This window comes from Shewanella frigidimarina NCIMB 400 (assembly GCF_000014705.1).
In the GTDB taxonomy this organism is placed as follows: Bacteria; Pseudomonadota; Gammaproteobacteria; order Enterobacterales; family Shewanellaceae; genus Shewanella; species Shewanella frigidimarina.
On the sequence record NC_008345.1, the window covers coordinates 3,261,812 to 3,286,946 of the forward strand.

Here is a 25,135-nt window from a genome sequence, read left to right on the forward strand (position 1 = left end):
TTGACTGTTAGAATAGCGGCACATTTTTTTGTTTGTCTTTTTTAGACGTTTATAAATAGGTTAGTGTCCGATTATGACTACTAAGACGCGTTTTGCTCCAAGTCCAACTGGTTTTCTTCATGTAGGTGGTGCTCGTACAGCACTTTATTCATGGTTGCACGCACGTGCTAACAATGGTGAATTTGTACTTCGTATTGAAGACACTGATATTGAACGTTCAACTCAAGAAGCATGTGATGCCATTCTTGACGGTATGAACTGGTTAGGTTTGACTTGGGATGAAGGTCCTTATTACCAAACTAAACGTTTTGATCGTTACAATGAAATTATTGAGCAAATGCTAGACAAAGGCACTGCATACAAATGCTATTGCTCGCGTGAACGCATTGAGAGCATGCGTGAAGACCAAGCTGCGCAAGGTTTACAACAGAAATACGACGGTTGTTGTCGTAACCTTGCGCCTCGTGACACTGACGAACCTTTTGTCATTCGCTTTAAAAACCCAATTGAAGGCAGTGTTATATTTGATGATCACGTTCGTGGTCGAATCGAAATTTCTAACGATATGCTTGATGATTTAATCATTAAGCGTACCGATGGTGTACCAACCTATAATTTCTGTGTTGTAGTAGATGACTGGGACATGGGTATTACCTGCGTTGTACGCGGTGAAGATCATATCAATAATACGCCACGCCAAATCAACATACTTAAAGCATTAGGCGCACCGATCCCTGAATATGCCCATGTGTCGATGATTCTAGGTGACGATGGCGCCAAGCTATCTAAACGTCATGGTGCTGTGGGCGTTATGCAATACCGTGATGACGGGTATCTACCAGAAGCACTATTAAACTATCTTGTTCGCTTAGGTTGGTCTCATGGCGATCAAGAAATATTTTCAATGGAAGAGTTGAAAACGCTGTTTAAGTTAGATGATATCAATAAAGCTGCTTCAGCTTTTAATACTGATAAGCTTATTTGGTTAAACCAACATTATATCAAGTCTCTCGATCCTGTTTATGTCGCATCACATTTACAATGGCATATGGATGATCAGAAAATTGATACTAGCAATGGTCCAGCGTTAACTGAAATTGTTACAGCATTATCAGAACGAGCGAAAACATTAAAAGAATTAGCCGCTTCAAGCCGTTACTTCTATGAAGATTTTGATAACTTCGATGAAGCACAAGCTAAGAAGCATCTACGTGGCGTGGCACTAGAGCCTTTAACATTGTTCAATCAAAAGTTATCTGAACTAAATGATTGGAGCGTAGAGAATATTCACAACGTTATTGAAGCCACAGCGACAGAACTTGATGTCGGCATGGGTAAAGTAGGTATGCCTTTACGCGTTGCGGTTACTGGCGCAGGACAGTCTCCTGCATTAGATTTAACCTTGTTCTTAATCGGAAAAGAAAGATCTGCACAAAGAATATCCAAAGCGATTGAATTTGTAGCAGATAGAATAAATTCCTAAAAAACGAGTTGACACTTTTGGGTATGCTGCATAGAATGCGCCTCGCAGTTGAGACATGATGTTAGATTTTTTCTAGTAGCATATTCAAAAGCATTAAGTAAGACGGGGTTATAGCTCAGCTGGGAGAGCGCTTCGCTGGCAGTGAAGAGGTCCACGGTTCGATCCCGTGTAGCTCCACCACTTACTTAACAATCTTTAAGTAGATAATTAGCATTGATGTTTAGCCTACAGACACCAATGAGTATTCACTCGATGCAGAGTATAACGTATCAAATGTGTCCCATTCGTCTAGAAATAGAGCTTAGGACATCGCTCACTTTGGTTTATAAAGAGTCGGCGGTAACAGGGGTTCGAATCTTAGGATTTTGTTCTTCATTATAGGTGGTAACTAGCACTGGTGTTTAGCCTACAGACATCAATGAGTATTCACTCGATACAGAGTATAACGTATCAAATGTGTCCCATTCGTCTAGAGGCCTAGGACACCGCCCTTTCACGGCGGTAACAGGGGTTCGAATCCCCTATGGGATACCATATTTAAGATGGTTGAACATGATTCGAAACTGTTGTTTTAGAAAAAGTGTTTGATGATCTATATAGCACTGGTGTTTAGCCTACAGACACTAATGAGTATTCACTCGATGCAGAGTATAACGTATCAAATGTGTCCCATTCGTCTAGAGGCCTAGGACACCGCCCTTTCACGGCGGTAACAGGGGTTCGAATCCCCTATGGGATACCATATTTAAGATGGTTGAACATGATTCGAAACTGTTGTTTTAGAAAATGTGTTTGATGATCTATATAGCACTGATGTTTAGCCTACAGACACCAATGAGTATTCACTCGATACAGAGTATAACGTATCAAATGTGTCCCATTCGTCTAGAAATAGAACTTAGGACATCGCCCACTTTGGTTTATAAAGAGTCGGCGGTAACAGAGGTTCGAATCTTAGAGTTTTGTTCTTCATTATAGGTAATTAGCACTGGTGTTTAGCCTACAGACACCAATGAGTATTCACTCGGTACAGAGTATAACGTATCAAATGTGTCCCATTCGTCTAGAGGCCTAGGACACCGCCCTTTCACGGCGGTAACAGGGGTTCGAATCCCCTATGGGATACCATATTTAAGATGGTTGAACATGATTCGAAACTGTTGTTTTAGAAAAAGTGTTTAATGATCTATATAGCACTGGTGTTTAGCCTACAGACACCAATGAGTATTCACTCGATACAGAGTATAACGTATCAAATGTGTCCCATTCGTCTAGAGGCCTAGGACACCGCCCTTTCACGGCGGTAACAGGGGTTCGAATCCCCTATGGGATACCATATTTAAGATGGTTGAACATGATTCGAAACTGTTGTTTTAGAAAAGTGTTTAATGATCTATATAGCACCAATGTTTAGCCTACAGACATTAGTGAGTATTCACTCGATACAGAGTATAACGTATCAAATGTGTCCCATTCGTCTAGAGGCCTAGGACACCGCCCTTTCACGGCGGTAACAGGGGTTCGAATCCCCTATGGGATACCATATTTAAGATGGTTGAACATGATTCGAAACTATTGTTTTAGAAAATGTGTTTGATGATCTATATAGCACTGGTGTTTAGCCTACAGACACCAATGAGTATTCACTCGATACAGAGTATAACGTATCAAATGTGTCCCATTCGTCTAGAGGCCTAGGACACCGCCCTTTCACGGCGGTAACAGGGGTTCGAATCCCCTATGGGATACCATATTTTTCAAATTTTAGTTTTAGTCAGCTAGAATTTGGGGCTATAGCTCAGCTGGGAGAGCGCTTCGCTGGCAGTGAAGAGGTCCACGGTTCGATCCCGTGTAGCTCCACCAATTATTTGGTATTTAATGCATATATTGCATTAATAGATTAACCACCGGAAGGTGGTTTTTTTATGTCTAATTTTTATATATCCCTCCTTTTAATTAAGTCCATATAAACTCATATTCCTCAGCCAGCAATAAATACCACCCTCATATCACGATCAGTGAAAATGTGTGACATCCCACCCATAAGGATTTTTTTACTGTGTGACAATCCACACATAAAATCACTCTCCTGTTTCCTTATTAAATTAAAGTTAATATTTTTCATTGAGTTACAAATAATTAACATTCTGGCCTAATGCTTGCTATGTTTTATCTATCCTCATAAAGCGTTTATGGCGTACTTGTTCTGGGACAAGTCACCACCTTGAGGAAAATATAACACTAAAAAAAAGGAAGTTAATTATCATGAAAAAATCGACCAGTACCTTTACACATCCACTCAAGTCAATTGCTAAACTAGCGACTATTGCTACTATTCTTGCCGCGAGCTTTAATGTTTTTGCTGAACCTGTAGAAATTAAATTTTCGCATGTTGTTGCGGAAAATACTCCAAAAGGACAAATGGCACTTAAGTTTAAAGAATTAATTGAGCAACGTTTACCAGGTGAATATGTTGTTAACGTATTTCCTAACTCACAGTTATTTGGGGATAACAATGAGCTAGCAGCACTTCTGCTAAACGATGTGCAATTTGTGGCACCATCATTATCTAAGTTTGAGCGCTTTACCAAAAAACTACAGATTTTCGATTTACCTTTCTTGTTTGAAGATATGGCCGCAGTTGATCGTTTTCAGCAATCAGATTCAGGCCAAAAATTATTAAACGCGATGAACCGTAAAGGCCTTGTTGGTCTAGGTTATCTTCACAACGGTATGAAGCAGTTTTCTGCGAACGATCCTTTGGCATTACCAAAAGATGCGAATGGCAAAAAGTTCCGTATTATGGCATCTGACGTTATTGCAGCTCAGTTTGATGCTGTTGGTGCTATTCCAGTTAAAAAGCCCTTCTCTGAAGTGTTTACTCTGCTACAAACACGCGCTATTGATGGTCAAGAAAACACTTGGTCAAATACCTATTCAATGAAATTTTATGAGGTGCAAAGTCACATCACAGAAAGTAATCATGGCGTTTTAGATTATATGGTAGTGACCTCAAATACCTTCTGGAAAGGTCTACCAGCTGATAAACGTGCCATCTTTAAATCATCACTTGATGAAGCGATTGCTCTTGGTAATAAAATTGCTTCAGAAAAAGATAACCAAGATAGACAAGCGATTATTGATTCTAAGCGTTCAGAACTAGTCACGTTAACGCCTGCTGCACGCCAGCAATGGGTTAACGCAATGAAACCAGTTTGGGCTAAGTTTGAAGATCAAATTGGTAAAGACATGATTGATGCAGCACAAGCAGCTAATACTAAATAGTCTCAACACTTGACGTGGTACTGATGCATTATTGCATCAGTACCACCTTTTTTTATTCAAGGAGTATGACCGTGATTTCAAGACTATTTGGTTATTTTGAAGAAGGGTTCCTTAATTTATTAATTACATTAATGACGTTGCTGGTTTTTGGCGAAGTTATTGCCCGTTTCTTTTTTAATACCGGTTTTTTATGGATCCAAGAACTGACCCTTACTCTTTGTGGTTGGTTTGTACTATTTGGCATGTCCTATGGCGTGAAAGTAGGAGCACATATTGGTGTTGATGCGTTTGTGTCTAAGCTATCTGGTAAGCCACAGAAAGCGGTCGCTATCTTTGCGTGCCTGTGTTGCATTATTTACTGCGGAATGTTTTTAAAAGGAGCTTGGGACTACCTAAGCCAAATGTACCAAATTGGTATTCCAATGGAAGACATCGACTTTCCTGCATGGTTTATTCATCAATTGGATCCAGATTTTGCTTGGGAAACATTGCGCATCGATATAGAAGATGGCGCTGTTCCTATTTGGTTATCTCAAAGTATTTTAATTATCGGATTTTCAATGCTCACATGGCGTTTTATAGAATTATTTATCGCTATTTTGCGCAATAAAGCTGTTGGTTTCCAACTGGCCGATGAAGCAAAAGACAGCATGCATTTAATCGATGAAGCTGCGCTATCCACATCATCAGAACAACTAGAAAAAAATGATAAGGAAGCGAAATAATGACTATAGCAACTCTATTTATAGCTTTATTTATTTGCATGATGATTGGTATGCCTATTGCTATCGCATTAGGTTTTTCAAGCATGCTAACTATTTTGTTATATTCAAATGATTCGCTCGCTTCAATAGTTTTAAAACTGTATGAGTCGACTTCAGAACACTACACTTTATTGGCAATTCCATTCTTTATTCTATCATCGGCATTTTTGTCTACTGGTGGCGTAGCAAGACGTATTATTGACTTTGCAATGGACAGCGTAGGTCATATACGCGGTGGTCTTGCTATGGCATCGGTGATGGCTTGTATGCTGTTTGCCGCGGTATCTGGTTCATCACCTGCAACAGTGGCTGCTATTGGCTCTATTGTTATTGTTGGTATGGTACGCGCAGGTTATCCAGAAAAATTTGCAGCAGGCGTTATCACTACTTCAGGTACCTTAGGCATTTTAATTCCACCATCGATTGTAATGCTGGTTTATGCGGCTGCGACAGAAGTGTCTGCCGCTAGAATGTTTATGGCTGGTTTAATTCCAGGCTTAATGATGGGTTGTATTTTAATGTTAGCAATCTACATTGTTGCACGAATTAAAAAACTGCCTTCGCGCCCTTTCCCTGGAATAAAAGCACTAAGCATATCAAGTGCTAAAGCAATGGGTGGATTAGCACTCATTCTTATTGTACTGGGTTCAATCTACGGTGGTGTTGCCAGTCCAACTGAAGCAGCTGCGGTAGCTTGTGTGTATGCTTACTTTATTGCAGTATTTGGCTATCGGGATATTGGACCACTCAAGAATGTTGCTTGGCGAAATAAACAAGAGTCTTTAATCGGCGCCTCATTACGCAATATAGGACACATGTTGCTTGCCGTTATTAAAACGCCAACCGACAAAGAAATCCGTCATGTAGTACGTGATGGCGCTAAAGTTAGCATTATGTTGTTGTTCATTATTGCTAATGCCATGCTGTTTGCTCACGTATTAACCACCGAGCGTATTCCACATATTATTGCCGAAACGATTGTCGGATTTGGATTACCCGCATGGGGTTTTTTGATCATCGTCAACTTATTGTTATTAGCTGCGGGTAACTTTATGGAACCTTCAGCTATTCTGTTGATTATGGCGCCAATATTATTCCCTATCGCAACCCAGTTAGGTATCGATCCTATTCACTTAGGCATCATTATGGTGGTCAATATGGAGATAGGCATGCTCACACCGCCTGTAGGGCTCAATCTGTTTGTCACTGCAGGAATAACAGGAAAAAGTATGGGGTGGGTAATTCAATCGTGCCTGCCTTGGCTGGTATTGTTACTCGGTTTCTTGATGTTGATTACCTATATTCCTCAAATTTCACTATTTTTACCTGAGTATATAGACAAATTAAACGGCTATTAGCTTGATAATTCGCGTATTATAGACGAGCCTTAATTTATTAAGGCTCGTTTTTTTACACATGCTCAATAATCATCATAACTATTACCGATTGGGAATATGCATGCTTTCATTCTCGACTACCAAAAAACGTAAAATTGTACTGAGCATCATGCTCATCATCGGGTTATTACTGACCCTAAAAGTTACGTATTGGTATTTACTTGAACAGGGCACAAAGTCCATTGCTGAACAATCTGAAAAACAAATCAATGAACTGGTAATTTTTATTGATAACGCCCTTTCACACTACGAAAATATTCCAGCAGTGCTCGCGCAAAATCCCATCTTAGAGCAAGGGTTACTTGATCAACGCAATCCTCAAACAATCGAAAAACTTAACGCTTATTTATCTGAATTACAGCAAGTTACAGAGTCGTCAGATATTTACCTTACTGATGCGCTCGGAGTTGCTATTGCCGCCAGCAATTGGGATGTACCCAACTCTTTTATAAATCATGATTATTCATTTAGGCCCTACTTTATTGATGCTATATCAGGAAAGTCTGGACGATATTATGCAGTCGGTACCTCATCCAATAAGCGCGGATTCTACTTTGCTAATCCGGTATATCACAAGGGAGTGGTATTGGGTGTAGTGGTTGTGAAAGTTGATATAAGTTTGATTGAACAACAAAGTAGTGGCATTGCCATCGCAAGCCAATATGAGTTTATGATTAGCGATCCTGACAATATAGTGTTTCTTTCAAGCATTAATAGTTGGCGATTTAATTCATTAACGCCGCTAACACAGGCAAAACGTTTTGCACTTAATTCATCAAAACGCTATGCAAACCGACCCATTGGTGAGCTTAGCATTACCCCTAATTTTGCCTTAGGTGAGTCAAGCACGACTCAGGTATACCAAATCTCGTCTTCTGAAGGCAAAGAGAAGTATTTAGAACGCCACCAGTTAATGCCTAATGCTAACTGGAATGTACATATTCTAGCCCCCATGAAACCGTTATATGAGTCTTTACCGCCTATTATGTTGCTAGCGGCGACACTTTACTTATTACTGGCTTTGTTTATTATTTACAGCTTAGAACGAAGAAAAAACTTTCTTCGGATGCGTCAAGCCCAAAACCTATTAGAACAACGCGTGAAAGAACGCACATTAGAGTTAGAACAAGCCAACACTCAATTAAAAGACACTCAAGACGAGCTCATCCAAGCGGCAAAACTCACGGTCATAGGCAGTCTTTCCGCCAGCATAAACCATGAACTCAATCAACCGCTGGCCGCTCTGCGCAGCTATGCACAAAACACTCAAACCTTTATTGGCCGTAATATGATTGAAGATGCCAGTAGCAATATCAAAATCATGATAGAACTAACTGATCGGCTTGCAGATATTATTGGTCAGTTTAAAAGCTTTACACGTAAATCTCAGGGTAAAGACAACGCTACTGAAATTAATCAATCAATTGAGCAAGCACTTACCATTGTTCAACCTGAAATGGATAAACAAGGCGTTAAGTTGTCGCTTAAATTATTAACGGGCAAATGCCAAATATGGGGTGACAGCGTCAGATTACAACAAGTACTGGTTAACCTTATTAGCAATGCTATCGTTGCTATGCATCAATCCACTGAGCGACAATTGCAAATCAAAGTCTATTGCGACAGTAAGGTCAATATAAGTATCCAAGACAGTGGTCCTGGTGTAAGAGAAAGCCAGATGAACAAAATTTTTGAACCTTACTATACCACCAGTGAGCGTCAAGGATTGGGCTTAGGGTTGTCCATCTCGCAGCGGATTATTGAGTCAATGCAAGGTTCTATTACTGTCGAGAACGCCATACCCGGTGGGGCTATTTTTCATATCATTTTGCCACTTTATTTACGCGAGGAAGTGTAAACGTGACTCAAATACAAGACATCAATAATTATCAAGTCATTATTGTTGATGATGAACCTCATATCGGTATCGTATTACAGCAATTATTTAAACTAGAGAATATCAGCGCGCTGGCGATTACGAACCCGCAATATATAGCTAACCAAATAACCGCTAACTGGCCAGGCATAGTGATTTCTGATGTCAATATGCCGCAACTCGATGGCTTGAGTTTATTGCAACAACTGAAAAAACAAGACAATGACTTACCTGTAGTACTATTAACGGGTTTTGGTGATATCGCCATGGCGGTAGACGCACTCAAAAAAGGTGCTTACGACTTTATCGAAAAACCATTTAACAACGAACATATACTCGATGTGACCAAACGTGCATTAGATAAACGTGCGCTAACACTTGAGAACCGTAAACTTAAACGCGAACTTGAATCGCACATAGCACCTGGCCCACGTATTTTAGGCAGTAGTCCTGGTGTAATGAAAATGCGCCACCTTATTGACCAAGTGCTAGACACACCGGCAGATATCATGATTGAAGGTGAAACAGGCGCAGGTAAAGAACTTGTCGCCCGATATCTGCATGACCACAGCTATCGTAACAAAGCCAATTTTGTCGCCATTAATTGCGGTGCAATCCCTGAAAACCTCATTGAAAGTGAACTCTTTGGTGCTGAATCGGGTGCTTTCACTGGCATAGACAAACGCCGGATTGGTAAGTTTGAATATGCTAATGGTGGCACGCTACTTCTAGATGAAATAGAAAGCACTCCTATGGCTTTACAGGTTAAATTACTGCGAGTGTTGGAAGATCGTAAAGTCGAACGATTAGGATCAAATACACCGATAAATTTAGACATAAGAGTTATTGCCGCAACAAAATTAAACTTGCAACAACTGTGTGAAGAAGGGAAATTCAGACAAGATTTATTGTACCGACTTAACCTGGTGACCATTGTCATCCCTCCACTACGAGATCGCCGAGAAGACATTCCATTACTGTTTTTACATTTTGCCAGAATTGCTTCTGCTCGTTACCATAAAGCACTCATTGCATTAAATCCCCAGCAAACCATGGTGCTAACCTCTCACGACTGGCCAGGCAATGTACGCGAGTTGCGCAACTTAGCAGAGCGTTATGTATTACTGGGTGCAGAAGCCGCTTTTGCGGGCAATTTAGACAGCCACACGACTATGCACACTAGCATGTCACTTCAACAACGAGTTGAGTTCTTTGAGAGGATGTTGATTGAAGAAGCTTTAAGCCATAACAAAGGCAGTATTAAGCTAACAATGGAGCAGCTCGAATTACCGCGTAAGACCTTGTACGACAAAATGCGCAAGTTTGACTTAGACCGTAAACAATTTATCGAGAGCTAACTCGCTTTGGATACATCAATAACCTGTTGTTGATGTATCCCTAAACGCCATATAGCCACTAAAAGCAGTGTCAAAAGGCTCATCGATCCGACAACCACTCCATTCCATTCTGCTTCGTGCCAAAATAGCATTAAATAAGGCCCTCCCAGAGATGCACCAAGATAGTAGCAACATAAATACAGCGATGTTGCCTTAGCACGATGACTGGTTGCACGGATAGCAACAAACGAATTGCAACAGCTATGAGTTAAGAAAAATCCGCAAGCACTGATCAAAAAGCCCACCACAATAGCAGTCAATGTATCCACTAAGGTCAACAACGTGCCAGCGACCATCAAGCATAACGCCACCCTAAATAATGGCATCGAGCCATAGCGCATAATCCATTTTGCCGACAAATAAGAAGCGAAGGTGCCACTTGAATAACATAGAAAAATCAAGGTTGCATTAAAGCGACTTAAACCATAAGGTTCAGCCATAATATGCAATTGAATAAAGCTAAATTGATTAACCATCATCATAAATGCTAAGCCACCAATGGCATAAGCAAGGCGCATCTGCGAGTCTGACAAATGGAACATAAAGCCATCGATGTCTTGCTTTACTTTATGCATCAAAGAGACTTTTTGCTTTACCACTGGGGGCTTAATTTCTTTACGCGGCAATAAATACGTTACCAATGCCACTCCCATTAACGTTACCAAAAATATCAACCCCATAGACGACTGCCACGATAAATTTTGGGCCATTAACCCACCGAAAATTCGTCCTGCGATGCCGCCCATACTGTTGGCCATAATGTATACGGCAGCAGCTTTTAGCATAAAGGAAGGAGCCAATTGCTCTTTAAAATAGGCCATCGAAATCGCAGGAACAGCAGCAAGCAAAATACCTTGAAGTAAACGAACCCAAAGTAAGTCATCAAAAGTCTGAGCAAAAATCAACAATATATTAGATGCAGCAAGTAACCATAAACTCACCACAATAGGGGCCAACCGTCCTATCCGGTCAGATAAAACCGCATAAAAAAGTAATGAAAAAGCTAAGGTAAAACTGGTAACCGATAACACCAAAGTAGCTTGTGCGCCAGACACATCAAAATGTTCCGCTATAGACGGCAGCATGCCTTGTACTGTGTACAAATTAATGTAAATCACCATAGAAGCGATGCACAAGGCCCAAATTAAACGAGTTTGCGCATGCGAACGATAAGTCTGAGATAACTCTGTCATAAACAACCTAAACAGCACATTAGGGTAGAAAACAGATTATTACCCGCCAAATAAATAGATCAATGACGGGCATAAGAGTTTGTGAACTAGATTACGAAGTGGTTATTTAACGCGTTTCATTAACACTTGAGTGGTAAATTGACCGTTACTGATCACACGGAACTTATCATACGTTTGAAAAATAGCATTTCCTTGATAAGTGATCATTGCCACAACACCGTAATCAACACCGCTTTTGACTAACTCAGCAGGTAAGGTGAATTTAAATGGAACGGGTGCTCTGGCTATATCAAAGTTTTTTTGAGAAATAATCGCCCCCGGAGTATTGAAATCAATCAATGCGATGTTAATTTTACACCCCTGTGGTAAAGCAATTTTTTCTATATAGCCGGCATAGCCATTTACAATAACAGGTTTTTCAGGCTCAATCGTCACACAACCATTCAGCATAATGGCGATCAAAGTGACAACCGCGAATTGTATCCCTTTCTTAATTATTAACATGTTAGCGTCCTACTTGGTCATTCTGATTAAACCTTCCTGTGTGGCAGAAGCCACAAGACGTCCTTGCTGATCAAAAAACTGCCCTTTTACAAATCCACGTCCACCGCCTGCATTGGGGCTATCAATACAGTACAAGAGCCATTCTCCCATATTAAATGGCCGATGGAACCACATGGCATGATCAATAGTGGCCATACGCATACCTGGAGTTAAAAAAGACACCCCATGGGGCTGAGTTGCTGTGGCTAAAAAATTAAAATCCGATGCGTAAGCGAGTAAATACTCTTGAATACTGTGATCCGATGGTACTTGTCCATTGGCACGTAGCCATACATACCCTTTTGCCTCTGTGGTGTTTGGCGCGATAGGATGAACTGGGTTAACTAAACGCATTTCAATCGGAGAGTCTGCCATAAATTTTTCGAGCATTTTCGCAGGTACTTTATCACGCATGGTCACTGCAAGTTCTTGCTGATTCAATAAACCTTCAGGTCCGGGCACATCAGGCATGACATCTTGATGATTAAAGCCTTCTTCAACCGTTTGGAACGAACAGGTCATATAAAAAATAGGTCGACCTTTCTGAATCGCTTTCACTCTACGCGCACTAAAGCTTCCTCCGTCGCGCATATTTTCAACATCGTAAATAATCGGTAGCTTTTCGTCACCGGCACGTAAAAAGTATGAGTGTAAAGAATGTACATGACGGTCTTCACTAACCGTTTGTTTTGCAGCACTTAACGCTTGCCCCATCACCTGGCCACCAAACACGTGCCCGAAGCCTAAATCTTGACTCTGGCCGCGAAACAGACCTAACTCAATCTTCTCAAGTGACAACAATGACAATAAATCGTTTAATACCTGACTCATAACACCTTCTCTACAACTTGGATTAACGTTAAGGTTACCTCAGTTAAGCTGATGTTTTCTAGCTTATTCTATGGTAATAGCTGAATTAAAGTCATCTTGTGACAAATCACAAAATAGTGATGCAACGCAAATATTCATATCTGCAGCCTTATTGAATATTTGGTATGCTATTAGACATAACTAATCAACAGTGCGTCTCACAATATTATGCAACCTAGCTCAATGCAATCATGGTTTATGGCTATCCGTCCTCGTACGTTACCGGCGGCAATCGGTCCATTATTAATTGGAAACATGCTCGCGATTGGGCTCGAACAATTTAGCTTACTCATCGCCTTCACCTCAATGCTATGTGCGGTATTATTGCAAATTTCAGTTAATCTCGCTAATGACTACTTTGACTTTAAGAATGGTATCGACACCGAAGAGCGTCTCGGTCCAATAAGAGTCACTCAAAGCGGCATACTTGCGCCTTCATCAGTACGAAACGCCATGATCGGTTGCCTTATTACATCACTATTAGTGGGTTCATTACTGATCGTTCACGGTGGCTGGCCCATTGCCATTCTTGCAGCAGCCTCTATATTGGGCGCGTTGTGTTATAGCGGAGGCCCCTACCCACTTGCGTCACATGGATTAGGTGAAATTGCTGCATTTGTATTTTTCGGCTTAGTCGCCGTTGTTGGCAGTTACTATTTACAAGCAGGCACCACCACCATGACAGCGTGGTTACTAGGCTGTGCTATTGGCTTTTTTAATGCGGCCATCATGCTAGTCAACAATACTAGAGACATTTCTACCGACACTAAAGCAGGTAAAAATACCCTTGCGGTACGAATTGGTGAAGCACAAGCTAAAGTGTTGTACCAAAGTTTTGTCTATTTACCATTTGGTATCATTATCGCGGGATTCCTGCTCGGGTCACTCGATGGATTACCTGTATTATTATCGGGAACATCATTAATCATTGCGCGTAATCTCAGCCGCGAATTTTACGATAACTCAGGTGAAGCATTAAATCCGATCCTTGGACAAACAGCTAAATTGACGATGATTTTTAGCGTCTTATTTAGCATTGGATTGTACTTTTCGCTGACCTAACCATTTTCCTTAACTAAATAAAAAAGGCGCTTCATTGTAAAATGAAGCGCCTTTTTTAACGTAAGCGTAATTACACCTTAGACAAAGTGCGTTGTTTTGCACTCCAATCTAAATGGTATTTCTCACCAGCGGGCTTATCGGTGCGCTCAAAAGTATGTGAACCGAAAAAGTCGCGCTGACCTTGTAATAAATTAGCGGGTAATGTCTCACAGCGGTAACTGTCGTAATAGGCAATAGCCGAACTAATACAAGGTGCAGGAATGCCTTGCATAACAGAGGCTGCAACCGTTTTACGCCAGTTAAGGTGTTTTTTCGACAATGTCTGACTAAAAGTGTCGGCCATTAATAAGTTTGCTAGGTTTGCATCTTCTTGATAAGCCTTAGTAATAGACTGCAAGAATGTCGCTCGAATAATACAACCCGCTCGCCAAATTTTAGCAATTTCAGCAAAATCTAAAGACCAATTTTGCTCTTTAGCATTCATCGCCATCAACTGGAAACCTTGAGCATAACAGCACACTTTAGCGCAATATAATGCATCTTCAAGGTTAGCAATAAACTCAGCTTTTTCAGCATCACTAAAACTGACTGGTGCAGGTCCTGCTAACTTCGAGCTTAGCTGCATACGCAAGTTTTTCTGAGTACTCACAGCGCGTGCATAAACAGCTTCTGCAATCGTTGGCGCTGGGCAACCAATTTGCAAGCTGCTCACTGCAGTCCATAAACCAGTGCCTTTTTGGCCTGCTTTATCTAAAATCATTTCAACTAACGGCTTGCCAGTTAAGGGATCGTCTTGTTGTAAGACTTCAGCACTAATCCCCATAAGGTAACTGTTAAGAATACCTTTATTCCAACCATTGAACACATCACCGATGTCATGGGCAGACATGCCTAAGCCGTCACTGAGTAACTGGTAAGCTTCGCAAATAAGTTGCATATCCGCATATTCAATGCCGTTATGAACCATTTTAACGTAATGACCAGAACCAGCAGGACCAATATAAGTCGCACATGGCTCACCTTCGGTTACTGGATTGCCAGGCTCAAAACGCTCAATCGGTAAACCTGTTACAGAATCCACTTTAGCAGCAATGGCTTTCCAAATTGGTTCGACATAACGCCATGCTTTTTCATCTCCACTAGGCATTAGCGATGGACCAAAACGTGCACCTACTTCGCCACCAGACACAGCAGAGCTAAAGAAAACAAACTTATCTTTATAACGTGCTTCGCGTTCTACCGTATCGGTCCAAAGGCTGTTACCCGTATCAATAACGATATCATTGGCTTCAATACCAGCTTCGATTAACGATTTACACACACCGTCAACAGGCCCACCAGCAGGCACAGATAAAACAATCACTCGAGGTTCAACTAATTTAGCCAGCATTTCTGTAAGATTATTACATGACTGCATGCGCGGTGCCGTACCTGCTTTGCGCTCACTTTCTTCTTGAGCCACAGCGGCGTTGACTTTTGGAGTATCTAAATCGAAAACTGCAACATGGTAGCCGTTGTCAGCAATGTTTAATGCGAGGTTCTTGCCCATAACACCAAGGCCGATAACGCCGACGTGAGATTGTTGGGTGTGGTTATTCATAGTGTATGTTTCCACAGGTCACAGAGATTAATCGCGTAGTGCGAATCCATTTGGGTGGCAATTATAGCGATTCTTGTAACTAAATTACCAGTCACAAAACGCGGAAACGCTGTTTTTTACAATGTATGCTCAATCTGTTTATTAGGAGGTAACATCTTGTCACAATAGAAAAAACCATAAAAACACTGGTTTTTTATGGTTTCGATTAAAAATCACCGCGTCTTATACTACGGTTAATTAGTGAAGAGTAACATCATGTTAACTCAGTAGTTAGTGCATTAGCATAACCCATTCTAGTCAGCGCATTGCGAACAATATCCAAGGTTTGTGGGTCTTCAATCGTTGCTGGCATGGTGTACTCTTGATTGTCAGCAATTTTACGCATTGTGGCGCGTAATATTTTTCCAGAGCGAGTTTTAGGCAACTTTTGCACAGCACTGACTAGCCTAAATGAAGCCACTGGGCCAATTTCATGACGTACCAAGGCAAGTAACTCTTTATAAAGAGCTTCATCTGACAAGGTAACGCCATTTTTAAGCACGACTAATCCAAGAGGCACCTGGCCTTTTAGTTTATCTTGCACACCAATTACCGCAGCCTCGGCCACCGCTTCATGCTGACATAAAACTTCTTCAAATCGACCCGTAGATAAACGGTGTCCGGCAACATTTATGATGTCGTCAATTCGGCTCATAATGTATAAATAACCATCTTCATCGACATAACCCGCATCTCCAGTTAAGTAATAACCAGGATACATAGACAAGTAACTGTCGATATAGCGTTTATCATTTTGCCACAAAGTCGTTAATGTGCCTGGTGGTAAAGGTTGCTTTATCACCACATTACCACTTTCATTAGGAGCCACTTGTTGCCCCATCGCATCAAGAATCTCCACTTGGTATCCAGGTACTGCGCGCGCAGGCGATCCGGCTTTAATCTCTATCGGATCGGTGCCCATCAAATTTGCCGCGACTGGCCAACCGGTTTCGGTTTGCCACCAATGATCAATTACAGGTTTACCTAACTGCTGCTGACTCCAATTTAAGGTGTCAGGATCGCAACGCTCCCCCGCTAAATACATTTGCTTCAGACAAGTTAAATCAAATTGTTTAATAAACTCGCCGTCAGGATCTTCTCGTTTTATGGCACGAATAGCGGTGGGGGCGGTAAAAAAGCTACGAACATTTTTTTGTTCGATAATACGCCAAAATGCACCCGCATCAGGCGTACCAATAGGCTTACCTTCGTACATTATGGTCGTCGCACCCACAAGCAATGGCCCATAAACAATATATGAATGCCCTACCACCCAGCCAACATCAGATGCCGCCCAAAAAACATCGCCAACACCAATGTCATAAATGTGTTTCATCGACCATGCTAATGCGACTGCATGGCCACCATTATCACGTACTACACCTTTAGGTTGACCAGTGGTACCAGAGGTATATAAAACATATAAAGGATCGGTCGCATCGAGCGACACGCAATCAGCGTCAGGCGCACCCACCAGTGAATTGTACCAATCCAGATCTCTTGGTGACTGTAGTTGTGCTTGATATTCAGTACGATTTAAAATAATGCAGTGATCGACTTGATGTTGTGCTTGAGATAATGCGTCATCGAGTAAAGGCTTGTACGGTACGACACCAGAAGGCTCAATACCGCATGAAGCAGACAGAATTAACTTGGGTTTTGCATCGTTAATACGCGTAGAAAGCTCATTGGCGGCAAAACCACCAAATACCACAGAATGAATTGCACCAATCCGTGCACATGCCAGCATGGCATAGGCGGTTTCTGGCACCATTGGCATATAAATAACCACTCGGTCGCCTTTTTCGACGCCAAGAGACACCATCAATCCAGCCAAGCGTTTAACTTGAGCCAACACAGATTGATAGCTAATAGAGTATTCGTTGTGCGTCACAGGACTAATATAGTGAATTGCAGTTTGCTCGCCTCGCCCAGCTAATACATGGCGATCAACGGCATTGAAGCAGGTGTTCATCTTACCATCAGCAAACCAACGATAAAACGGTTTGTCGCTGTCATCTAATACCTTTTTTGGCGCAACATCCCAATGAATGGATTTTGCCGCTTGTTGCCAAAATACTTCAGGCTCGGCTATCGATTGTGCGTGCATTGATAGTCCTAACTCAGCCATATTGTTCTCCGTTAATCAGCATTTATTAAATTGATTATGAGCAGAATTTATCAAATAGCCCTATTAGACCAAGGGATAATAGCGTTACATAATGCGAGAAATACCTTTAATTTCAATCGAGTGTTTAACTTAAGCAGTACAAATGACAAATATAAAAAAATACAAAACAGAACAGACGGTTAAGGTATAATTATGGTATAAGTGGCAAGCAAAATTAACACAATATCCACAGTTTAAAAGCTGAAACAACCGCACCAAACTTTACCTTTACGTAAACTTCATATATCTTGCATCAAAAGAAACACTTTTGGTGACATGATGAGCACAACCCACATTCCTCAATCAACATATTCAATCAGTGACTTATCAAAAGAATTTGATATCACCACCCGCAGTATTCGTTTTTACGAAGACCAAGGCTTGATTAAACCTAAGCGTCGCGGGCAAACCCGAATTTACAGCCTGAAAGACCGAGTGCGCTTAAAACTTATTTTACGCGGCAAACGCCTTGGTTTTTCGTTAGCAGAAACACGACGTTTATTTGAACTTTACGACGCGGATAAAAGCAGCTCAACTCAACTACAAACTATGCTTGATTTAGTGAACGAGAAAAAATCAGCTCTTCAACAACAAATGGACGACATTAAAGTCGTGCTAATGGAGCTAAATTCAGCCGAACAACAGTGCAAAGCGGCATTAGCCGACAATTCGACTAAGAAAGCCAAATAACAACAAAAAATAACTGGCTGACTCAATTCAGCCAATAGCTTTGCCCCACTGCCAAAAACGCAACCATAAAGCGTTGGCAGCAAATGTTTTACCAGACCATAAAAAATTCAACAGGACACATGAAAATGAGCGATTTATATACCAGTTTAAACTTCGGTTTAGGTGAAGATGTTGACATGTTACGTGACGCCGTTCGTGGTTTTGCCGCCAACGAAATTGCCCCCATGGCCGCCCAAGTCGATATCGACAATGAGTTCCCTAATCAGTTATGGCCAGTACTTGGCGAGATGGGTTTATTAGGTGTTACTGTTGATGAGCAATATGGCGGCGCTAACATGGGCTATCTTGCTCACGTTGTCGCAATGGAAGAAATCTCCCGCGCATCAGCCTCTATTGGGTTAAGTTATGGTGCTCACTCAAACTTATGTGTGAACCAAATTAACCGTAACGGTAATGACGCTCAAAAAGCTAAATACTTACCTAAACTAGTCAGTGGCGAACACATTGGTGCACTTGCCATGAGCGAACCCAATGCCGGTTCTGATGTAGTGTCAATGAAACTGCATGCTCGCAAAGAAGGCGATCGTTACATCCTTAACGGCAATAAAATGTGGATCACTAACGGGCCTGATGCCCATACCTATGTTATTTACGCCAAGACCGACTTAGAAAAAGGCGCTCATGGCATTACCGCATTTATCGTTGAGCGTGGATCGAAAGGATTTAGCCAAGCACAAAAACTCGACAAGCTAGGTATGCGCGGTTCGAACACCTGTGAATTGGTGTTTGAAGACTGTGAAGTGCCAGAAGAAAACATCTTAGGCGGCCTCAATAATGGCGTAAAAGTGTTAATGAGTGGCCTTGATTATGAACGTGTAGTGTTGTCTGGTGGCCCATTGGGCATTATGTCTGCTTGTATGGACATAGTGGTGCCATACATTCATGAACGCGAACAGTTTGGTAAGTCAATTGGTCAATTCCAACTAGTGCAAGGCAAGTTAGCCGATATGTACACGGGTATGAACGCTGCCCGCGCTTATGTTTACAGTGTGGCTAAATCTTGTGACCGTGGTGAAACCACTCGTAAAGATGCCGCTGGCGCTATTTTGTACAGTGCAGAACTTGCCACTAAAATGGCCTTAGATGCCATTCAATTACTGGGCGGAAATGGCTATGTGAATGAATACGCAACTGGCCGTTTATTACGTGATGCTAAGCTTTACGAAATTGGTGCAGGCACCTCAGAAATTCGCCGTATGTTAATTGGTCGTGAGCTGTTTAACGAATCAAAATAACCAGTACTTGCATCACGAAGGCGACATATCAAGCGTGTCATGTCGCCTTTATCAAGCCCCTATTTTTTGCTTCATTAAGGATATAGAAATGACGCAACTGAGCAGCCGTATCAATCCTCGCAGTGACGAATTTAAAGCCAAGTCAGACAGCATGACGTTATTGGTCGATGATCTTCAACAAAAACTAAAAAAAATTGAACAAGGTGGCGGCCCTGTCGCATTAGAACGCCATTTATCTCGTGGTAAATTATTGCCACGCCAGCGCGTTGAAAAGCTGCTCGACCCGGGTTCACCCTTCTTAGAAATATCGCAATTTGCCGCTTACGAAGTCTATGACGAAGAAGTTCCAGCCGCTGGTGTCATTGCTGGTATCGGCCGCGTCAGTGGTGTTGAGTGCATGATTATCGCCAACGACGCCACCGTAAAAGGCGGTACTTACTACCCGATTACCGTTAAAAAGCATTTACGTGCGCAAGACATCGCCAGCCGTTGTCACTTACCGTGCATCTACTTAGTCGATTCTGGTGGCGCGAATTTACCTCGCCAAGATGAAGTATTTCCAGATCGCGATCATTTCGGCAGAATTTTTTATAACCAAGCGCAAATGTCAGCCAAAGGTATTCCGCAAATTGCTGTCGTCATGGGCTTGTGTACCGCAGGCGGCGCCTACGTTCCTGCAATGGCCGATGAGTCTATTATTGTTAAAGATCAAGGCACCATCTTTTTAGCCGGACCTCCATTAGTGAAAGCAGCGACAGGTGAAGAAGTCAGTGCAGAAGAACTTGGCGGTGCAGAAGTTCACACTAAAATATCGGGTGTTGCCGATCATTTAGCGCAAAATGACGACCACGCGCTTGAACTCGCTCGCCGTGCAGTACTGCGTCTTAATCATCAAAAAGAAATCAAAAGCTTATTAAGCCCAGTCAAACCACCTAAGTTCGATATCCATGAATTGTACGGCATTGTCGGTACCGATCTTAAAAAGCCGTTTGATGTAAAAGAAGTCATTGCCCGAGTGGTTGATGACTCTGACTTTGACGAATTTAAAGCCAACTACGGGGCAACCCTAGTGTGTGGTTTTGCGCGTATTCACGGTTACCCAGTTGGTATTGTGGCCAATAACGGCATTTTGTTTTCTGAGTCGGCGCAAAAAGGCGCTCATTTCATTGAACTGTGTTGCCAACGTAAAATTCCGCTGTTATTCCTGCAAAATATTACCGGCTTTATGGTGGGTAAAAAGTACGAACACGAAGGCATTGCTAAACATGGCGCCAAAATGGTAACCGCAGTGTCTTGTGCCAACGTGCCTAAATTTACCGTGATCATCGGTGGCAGTTATGGCGCGGGTAACTACGGCATGTGTGGGCGCGCATTCGAACCGACCATGATGTGGATGTGGCCTAACGCGCGTATTTCGGTAATGGGTGGCGAACAGGCTGCTGGTGTATTAGCCACAGTGCGCCGCGATGGTTTAGCTCGCAAAGGGGTTGAATGGTCAGCAGAAGATGAGCAAGCCTTCCGTAAACCCATTGTTGATCAATACGAAAAAGAAGGTCATCCGTATCATGCCAGTGCCCGACTTTGGGATGATGGCATTATTGATCCGGCACAAACGCGTGACGTGGTCGGCTTAGCCTTATCGGCAGCATTAAATGCTCCTATTGAAGATACCCGCTTTGGGGTGTTCCGCATGTAATTGTGCGGTTAATTCAGCTAATTAAGGAGTAATAAATAATGTTTTCAAACCAATATAAGTTCATTGAATGCCGCCTAGAACAAGGGGTGGCAGAGCTCATTTTAAACCGAGTTGAAGTACATAATGCCTTTGATGAAGTGATGATCAGCGAGATGATCCAGGCTATCGAACACTTTGCCAAAGACAGTCAATGCAATATGTTGATATTACGTGCTAATGGCAAAAATTTTAGTGCTGGCGCCGACCTCAATTGGATGCGCAAACAAGCACTGATGGACTTTGACCAAAACCTGACTGATGCCCACCAGCTTGCCAAGCTGATGCATGTGTTAGACAAGTTTCCAAAGCCAACTATTGCCTTAGTACAAGGCGCAGCCTTTGGTGGTGCATTAGGGCTGATTTGCTGCTGCGATATTGCCATTGCCAACACTCGCGCCAGTTTTTGTTTAAGCGAAGTGAAGCTAGGGCTTATCCCTGCTGTGATAAGTCCGTATGTGATTCGAGCCATGGGTAATCGCCAATCACGCCGCTTTATGCTGACCGCTGAACGCTTTAGTGCTGACGTAGCCTTAACTCATCAAGTCATTCACGAAGTTAACGACGACTTAGATGCTGCTGCGGCCCCCTTCATCGCAGCATTTAATGCCAATAGCCCTCAGGGCATGGCATGGGCAAAGAATCTCGTATCGCATTTAGAAAACGGCGTGATTGACGACGCTACGCTCAATTTTACCAGCGAGCAAATTGCTCGTATTCGTGTATCAGATGAAGGTCAAGAAGGCCTTAATGCTTTCTTTGAAAAACGCACGCCTACATGGCAAGCCGCTAAACCTGATCCACAAGGAGCCTAATAATGTTTACCAAATTACTGATTGCTAACCGTGGTGAAATTGCTTGCCGTATTATTAAAACGGCTCAAACCATGGGTGTTCGCACCATCGCCCTTTATTCCGATGCCGACAAAGATGCGCGTCATGTGGCAATGGCGGATGAATCGTTTTACCTAGGCGGCAGCGCCCCTGCCGACTCATATTTAAAAGCTGATTTAATTATTGAGATAGCTAAAAAATCGGGTGCGGAAGCCATTCACCCTGGTTACGGTTTTTTATCAGAAAATGCCGAGTTTGCCCGTAAATGTGAGCAAAATGGCATCGCCTTTGTCGGACCTGGTAGCGATGCGATTGATGCCATGGGCAGCAAAAGTGCCGCCAAAGAAATCATGTCAAAAGCCAATGTGCCCTTAGTGCCGGGTTATCATGGCGACGATCAAACGGATGCTACGTTAATAGCAGAAGCCAAAGCGGTTGGCTTCCCGTTACTGATTAAAGCTGCCTACGGTGGTGGTGGTAAAGGAATGCGCATCGTTGAAAACGACGGTGAAATTCTTGAAGCTATTAAATCCGCACGCCGTGAAGCCAGCTCGTCATTTGGCAATGACAAACTGTTAATGGAACGCTACTTACGTCAACCACGTCATGTTGAAGTGCAAGTGTTTGCCGACACTCAAGGCAACGCTATTTACTTATCTGACCGTGACTGCTCAATTCAACGTCGCCATCAAAAAGTGGTTGAAGAAGCACCAGCCCCCGGTTTGTCAGACGAACTACGAGCTCAAATGGGGAACGCCGCCGTTGCTGCCGCCAAAGCCATTGATTATGTTGGCGCGGGCACCGTTGAGTTTTTACTCGATACCGATAATAGCTTCTACTTCATGGAAATGAACACCCGTTTGCAAGTAGAGCATCCGGTTACCGAAATGGTGACTGGCCAAGACTTAGTAAAATGGCAGCTAGTTGTCGCCAGTGGTGGTGAATTACCGCTACGCCAAGATGAAGTGCGTATTCATGGTCATTCATTTGAAGTGCGAATTTACGCTGAAGATCCGCAAAACGAATTTTTACCTGCCAGCGGTAAGCTCAATTTTTTACGTGAACCAGAACAAAATCGTCACGTGCGTATCGATTCAGGTATTCGTGAAAACGATGTCATCAGTAACTTTTATGACCCGATGATCGCCAAGCTGATTGTATGGGATGAGTCGCGCCCTCGCGCACTGCAACGTTTAGTACACGCACTTGAGTCATACCAAATCAGTGGCCTTAAACATAACATCGAGTTTTTAGCCAACATTGCTGAACACCCAGCTTTTGCTGCGGCAGATTTCTGTACTGACTTTATTGAGCGTTATGGCGACACCTTAATTGGTGACGCTGCTATTGAAGCAGATACCGCGTTAGCACTAGCAGGACTTTTTCAAGTACTGTCACGTAAACAAGCAGCAAAAGCGTTGGCCATAAACAGCGCAGACCCGTATTCACCTTGGGGCCTCGTGAGCGGCTTTAGACTCAACAGTTCAAGCGTGCATCGTGTGTCGTTATTAACTGACGTATCCGCCGAAGTGCAACAGCATGACTTGTTGCTTACCGCCGTTGGCGAGCAATATCAATTGTGTTTACACGACCAAGTGTTGACGTTAGCGGGTGAGCTGAAAGCTGACTTACTTTTAGCTGAGATTAATGGCCATAAGAGCAAAATTCCTGTTAGCCATCAAGGCGACGACTTTACGCTATTTTTACCTTCTGGCAGTTATCACTTTAAAGCCATATTGGCTCAAGTGATTGAAGAAGTGATTAACCATGCTGATAAGCTTAAAGCACCAATGAATGGCACTGTTGTGACTCATTTAGTGGAAGTGGGCGAACAAGTCAAAGCGGGCCAAGGTTTATTAGTGATGGAAGCCATGAAAATGGAATACACCATCGAAGCGCCGTTTGATGGCGTGGTGAGTGAGTTTTATTTCCAAAGCGGTGAGCTTGTCAGTGACGGTGCACAACTATTAAACGTTGAACCATTAGCCTCTGAAGCTAACGTCGAGGAAGCGTAAATGTTACCGACTAAAGTGAGCATTTTTGACGTTGGCGCGCGTGACGGTTTACAAAACGAAGTGCCAGTGACCACTGCAGACAAACTCGCGCTAATCACACAACTTGGTGATGCAGGTATTAAGCGTATTGAAGCAGGCAGCTTTGTGTCACCTAAGTGGGTGCCACAAATGGCCGATTCTGATGCCGTATTGCAGCAACTCAAACGACAAGCTGGTGTGGTTTACAGTGCATTAACCCCTAACCTAAAAGGGTTTGAACTAGCCCTCGCTGCAGGTGCGGATGAAGTGGCTATTTTTGGCGCAGCATCAGAAAGTTTTAGTCAAAAAAATATTAATTGCTCTATTGATGAGTCAATCGAGCGCTTTATTCCGTTAATGGAAGCAGCCAAAAAACATGGGATTGCAGTGCGTGGCTACGTGTCTTGTGTGCTGGGTTGTCCGTACGAAGGCGACATTGATGTGAGAGAAGTCGCGAGAGTATCTGAGATCCTTTATAAAATGGGTTGTTACGAAATCTCATTAGGCGACACCATCGGCGTTGGCACTCCCAATAAAGCGCGGCAGATGGTTGAGGCTGTCGCTAAAGTGGTTCCTGCTGATAAGTTAGCTTTGCATTTTCACGACACATACGGCCAAGCGTTAGCCAACATACTTGCCTGCCTTGAAACCGGTATCAGCGTGTTTGATGCTTCAGTTGCTGGTCTTGGTGGTTGTCCATATGCAAAAGGTGCGTCGGGCAATCTCGCCACAGAAGATTTGGTGTATATGCTTCATGGCATGGGGATTGATACCGGTATTGACCTCGCTAAGCTTGCACTGGCGGGCGATACAATTAGCCGCGTGTTGGGGCGCGCTAATGGGTCTAAAGTGGCAAATGCAATCAGAACATAA

18 protein-coding genes and 8 tRNA genes are annotated in these 25,135 nt (G+C 42.6%); 21 read left to right on the forward strand and 5 right to left on the reverse strand.

Features of this window, described 5'->3' with window-relative positions:
• The first annotated feature begins 73 nt into the window (after positions 1–73).
• The 14 genes from gltX (at position 74) to SFRI_RS14070 (ending at position 10,163) form a co-directional block, all read left to right on the forward strand.
• On the forward strand, positions 74–1,483 hold the full coding sequence (gene gltX / locus SFRI_RS14005; protein WP_011638163.1) for a glutamate--tRNA ligase: 1,410 nt from the start codon (positions 74–76) through the stop codon (positions 1,481–1,483).
• 104 nt (positions 1,484–1,587) lie between these two features.
• Positions 1,588–1,663: transfer RNA gene (locus SFRI_RS14010), tRNA-Ala, on the forward strand.
• 278 nt (positions 1,664–1,941) lie between these two features.
• Positions 1,942–2,017 (forward strand) — tRNA-Glu (locus tag SFRI_RS14015).
• A gap of 132 nt (positions 2,018–2,149) precedes the next feature.
• Positions 2,150–2,225, forward strand: a tRNA-Glu gene (locus SFRI_RS14020).
• A gap of 310 nt (positions 2,226–2,535) precedes the next feature.
• Positions 2,536–2,611 (forward strand) — tRNA-Glu (locus SFRI_RS14025).
• A 132-nt stretch (positions 2,612–2,743) separates the two neighbouring features.
• Positions 2,744–2,819 (forward strand) — tRNA-Glu (locus SFRI_RS14030).
• A 131-nt stretch (positions 2,820–2,950) separates the two neighbouring features.
• Positions 2,951–3,026 (forward strand) — tRNA-Glu (locus SFRI_RS14035).
• Between the two features lie 132 nt (positions 3,027–3,158).
• A tRNA-Glu gene (locus SFRI_RS14040) sits at positions 3,159–3,234 on the forward strand.
• 36 nt (positions 3,235–3,270) lie between these two features.
• Positions 3,271–3,346 (forward strand) — tRNA-Ala (locus SFRI_RS14045).
• A 402-nt stretch (positions 3,347–3,748) separates the two neighbouring features.
• Positions 3,749–4,768, forward strand: coding sequence for a TRAP transporter substrate-binding protein (locus SFRI_RS14050; RefSeq protein ID WP_011638164.1), 1,020 nt, complete (start codon positions 3,749–3,751; stop codon positions 4,766–4,768).
• A 65-nt stretch (positions 4,769–4,833) separates the two neighbouring features.
• The gene (locus SFRI_RS14055; protein ID WP_041413121.1) at positions 4,834–5,493 is read left to right on the forward strand and encodes a TRAP transporter small permease; all 660 of its coding nucleotides are present in this window, start codon (positions 4,834–4,836) and stop codon (positions 5,491–5,493) included.
• Positions 5,493–6,890 carry a TRAP transporter large permease gene (locus tag SFRI_RS14060; protein ID WP_011638166.1) on the forward strand — a complete coding sequence of 466 codons (1,398 nt, stop codon included), beginning with the start codon at positions 5,493–5,495 and terminating at the stop codon, positions 6,888–6,890. Before SFRI_RS14055 ends, SFRI_RS14060 begins: the two co-directional genes overlap by 1 nt.
• A 100-nt stretch (positions 6,891–6,990) precedes the next feature.
• Positions 6,991–8,787, forward strand: a complete 1,797-nt coding sequence (locus SFRI_RS14065; RefSeq protein WP_011638167.1) for a sensor histidine kinase — start codon at positions 6,991–6,993, stop codon at positions 8,785–8,787.
• A gap of 2 nt (positions 8,788–8,789) precedes the next feature.
• Positions 8,790–10,163 carry a sigma-54-dependent transcriptional regulator gene (locus tag SFRI_RS14070; RefSeq protein ID WP_011638168.1) on the forward strand — a complete coding sequence of 458 codons (1,374 nt, stop codon included), beginning with the start codon at positions 8,790–8,792 and terminating at the stop codon, positions 10,161–10,163.
• Here SFRI_RS14070 and SFRI_RS14075 read toward each other — a convergent pair.
• From SFRI_RS14075 to tesB, 3 genes are all read right to left on the reverse strand, one after another.
• Entirely contained in the window at positions 10,160–11,395 is a 1,236-nt protein-coding gene (locus SFRI_RS14075; protein WP_011638169.1) for an MFS transporter, read from the reverse strand. The genes SFRI_RS14070 and SFRI_RS14075 overlap by 4 nt on opposite strands.
• Before the next feature lie 102 nt (positions 11,396–11,497).
• Positions 11,498–11,899 carry a YbaY family lipoprotein gene (locus tag SFRI_RS14080; RefSeq protein WP_011638170.1) on the reverse strand — a complete coding sequence of 134 codons (402 nt, stop codon included), beginning with the start codon at positions 11,897–11,899 and terminating at the stop codon, positions 11,498–11,500.
• Between the two features lie 9 nt (positions 11,900–11,908).
• Positions 11,909–12,769, reverse strand: coding sequence for an acyl-CoA thioesterase II (gene tesB / locus SFRI_RS14085; protein ID WP_011638171.1), 861 nt, complete (start codon positions 12,767–12,769; stop codon positions 11,909–11,911).
• 207 nt (positions 12,770–12,976) lie between these two features.
• On the opposite strand from tesB, the gene SFRI_RS14090 reads away from it, so the two are divergent.
• The gene (locus tag SFRI_RS14090) at positions 12,977–13,870 is read left to right on the forward strand and encodes a 1,4-dihydroxy-2-naphthoate polyprenyltransferase (RefSeq protein WP_011638172.1); all 894 of its coding nucleotides are present in this window, start codon (positions 12,977–12,979) and stop codon (positions 13,868–13,870) included.
• 70 nt (positions 13,871–13,940) lie between these two features.
• On the opposite strand, the gene gndA is transcribed toward SFRI_RS14090, so the two are convergent.
• The gene (gndA, locus tag SFRI_RS14095; protein WP_011638173.1) at positions 13,941–15,470 is read right to left on the reverse strand and encodes an NADP-dependent phosphogluconate dehydrogenase; all 1,530 of its coding nucleotides are present in this window, start codon (positions 15,468–15,470) and stop codon (positions 13,941–13,943) included.
• 253 nt (positions 15,471–15,723) lie between these two features.
• The gene (locus SFRI_RS14100) at positions 15,724–17,640 is read right to left on the reverse strand and encodes a propionyl-CoA synthetase (protein ID WP_011638174.1); all 1,917 of its coding nucleotides are present in this window, start codon (positions 17,638–17,640) and stop codon (positions 15,724–15,726) included.
• Between the two features lie 318 nt (positions 17,641–17,958).
• On the opposite strand from SFRI_RS14100, the gene SFRI_RS14105 reads away from it, so the two are divergent.
• From SFRI_RS14105 to SFRI_RS14130, 6 genes are all read left to right on the forward strand, one after another.
• On the forward strand, positions 17,959–18,369 hold the full coding sequence (locus tag SFRI_RS14105) for a MerR family transcriptional regulator (RefSeq protein WP_011638175.1): 411 nt from the start codon (positions 17,959–17,961) through the stop codon (positions 18,367–18,369).
• A gap of 125 nt (positions 18,370–18,494) precedes the next feature.
• Positions 18,495–19,664 (forward strand): isovaleryl-CoA dehydrogenase, encoded by a 1,170-nt coding sequence (locus SFRI_RS14110; RefSeq protein ID WP_011638176.1) that lies wholly within the window; start codon positions 18,495–18,497, stop codon positions 19,662–19,664.
• A gap of 88 nt (positions 19,665–19,752) precedes the next feature.
• The gene (locus SFRI_RS14115; protein ID WP_011638177.1) at positions 19,753–21,360 is read left to right on the forward strand and encodes a carboxyl transferase domain-containing protein; all 1,608 of its coding nucleotides are present in this window, start codon (positions 19,753–19,755) and stop codon (positions 21,358–21,360) included.
• A gap of 38 nt (positions 21,361–21,398) precedes the next feature.
• Positions 21,399–22,211, forward strand: coding sequence for an enoyl-CoA hydratase-related protein (locus SFRI_RS14120; protein WP_011638178.1), 813 nt, complete (start codon positions 21,399–21,401; stop codon positions 22,209–22,211).
• A gap of 2 nt (positions 22,212–22,213) precedes the next feature.
• A complete protein-coding gene (locus SFRI_RS14125) occupies positions 22,214–24,244 on the forward strand; it encodes an acetyl/propionyl/methylcrotonyl-CoA carboxylase subunit alpha (RefSeq protein WP_011638179.1) in 2,031 nt (676 codons plus the stop codon).
• Positions 24,245–25,135: a hydroxymethylglutaryl-CoA lyase gene (locus SFRI_RS14130; RefSeq protein ID WP_011638180.1), complete on the forward strand. Its 891-nt coding sequence runs from the start codon at positions 24,245–24,247 to the stop codon at positions 25,133–25,135.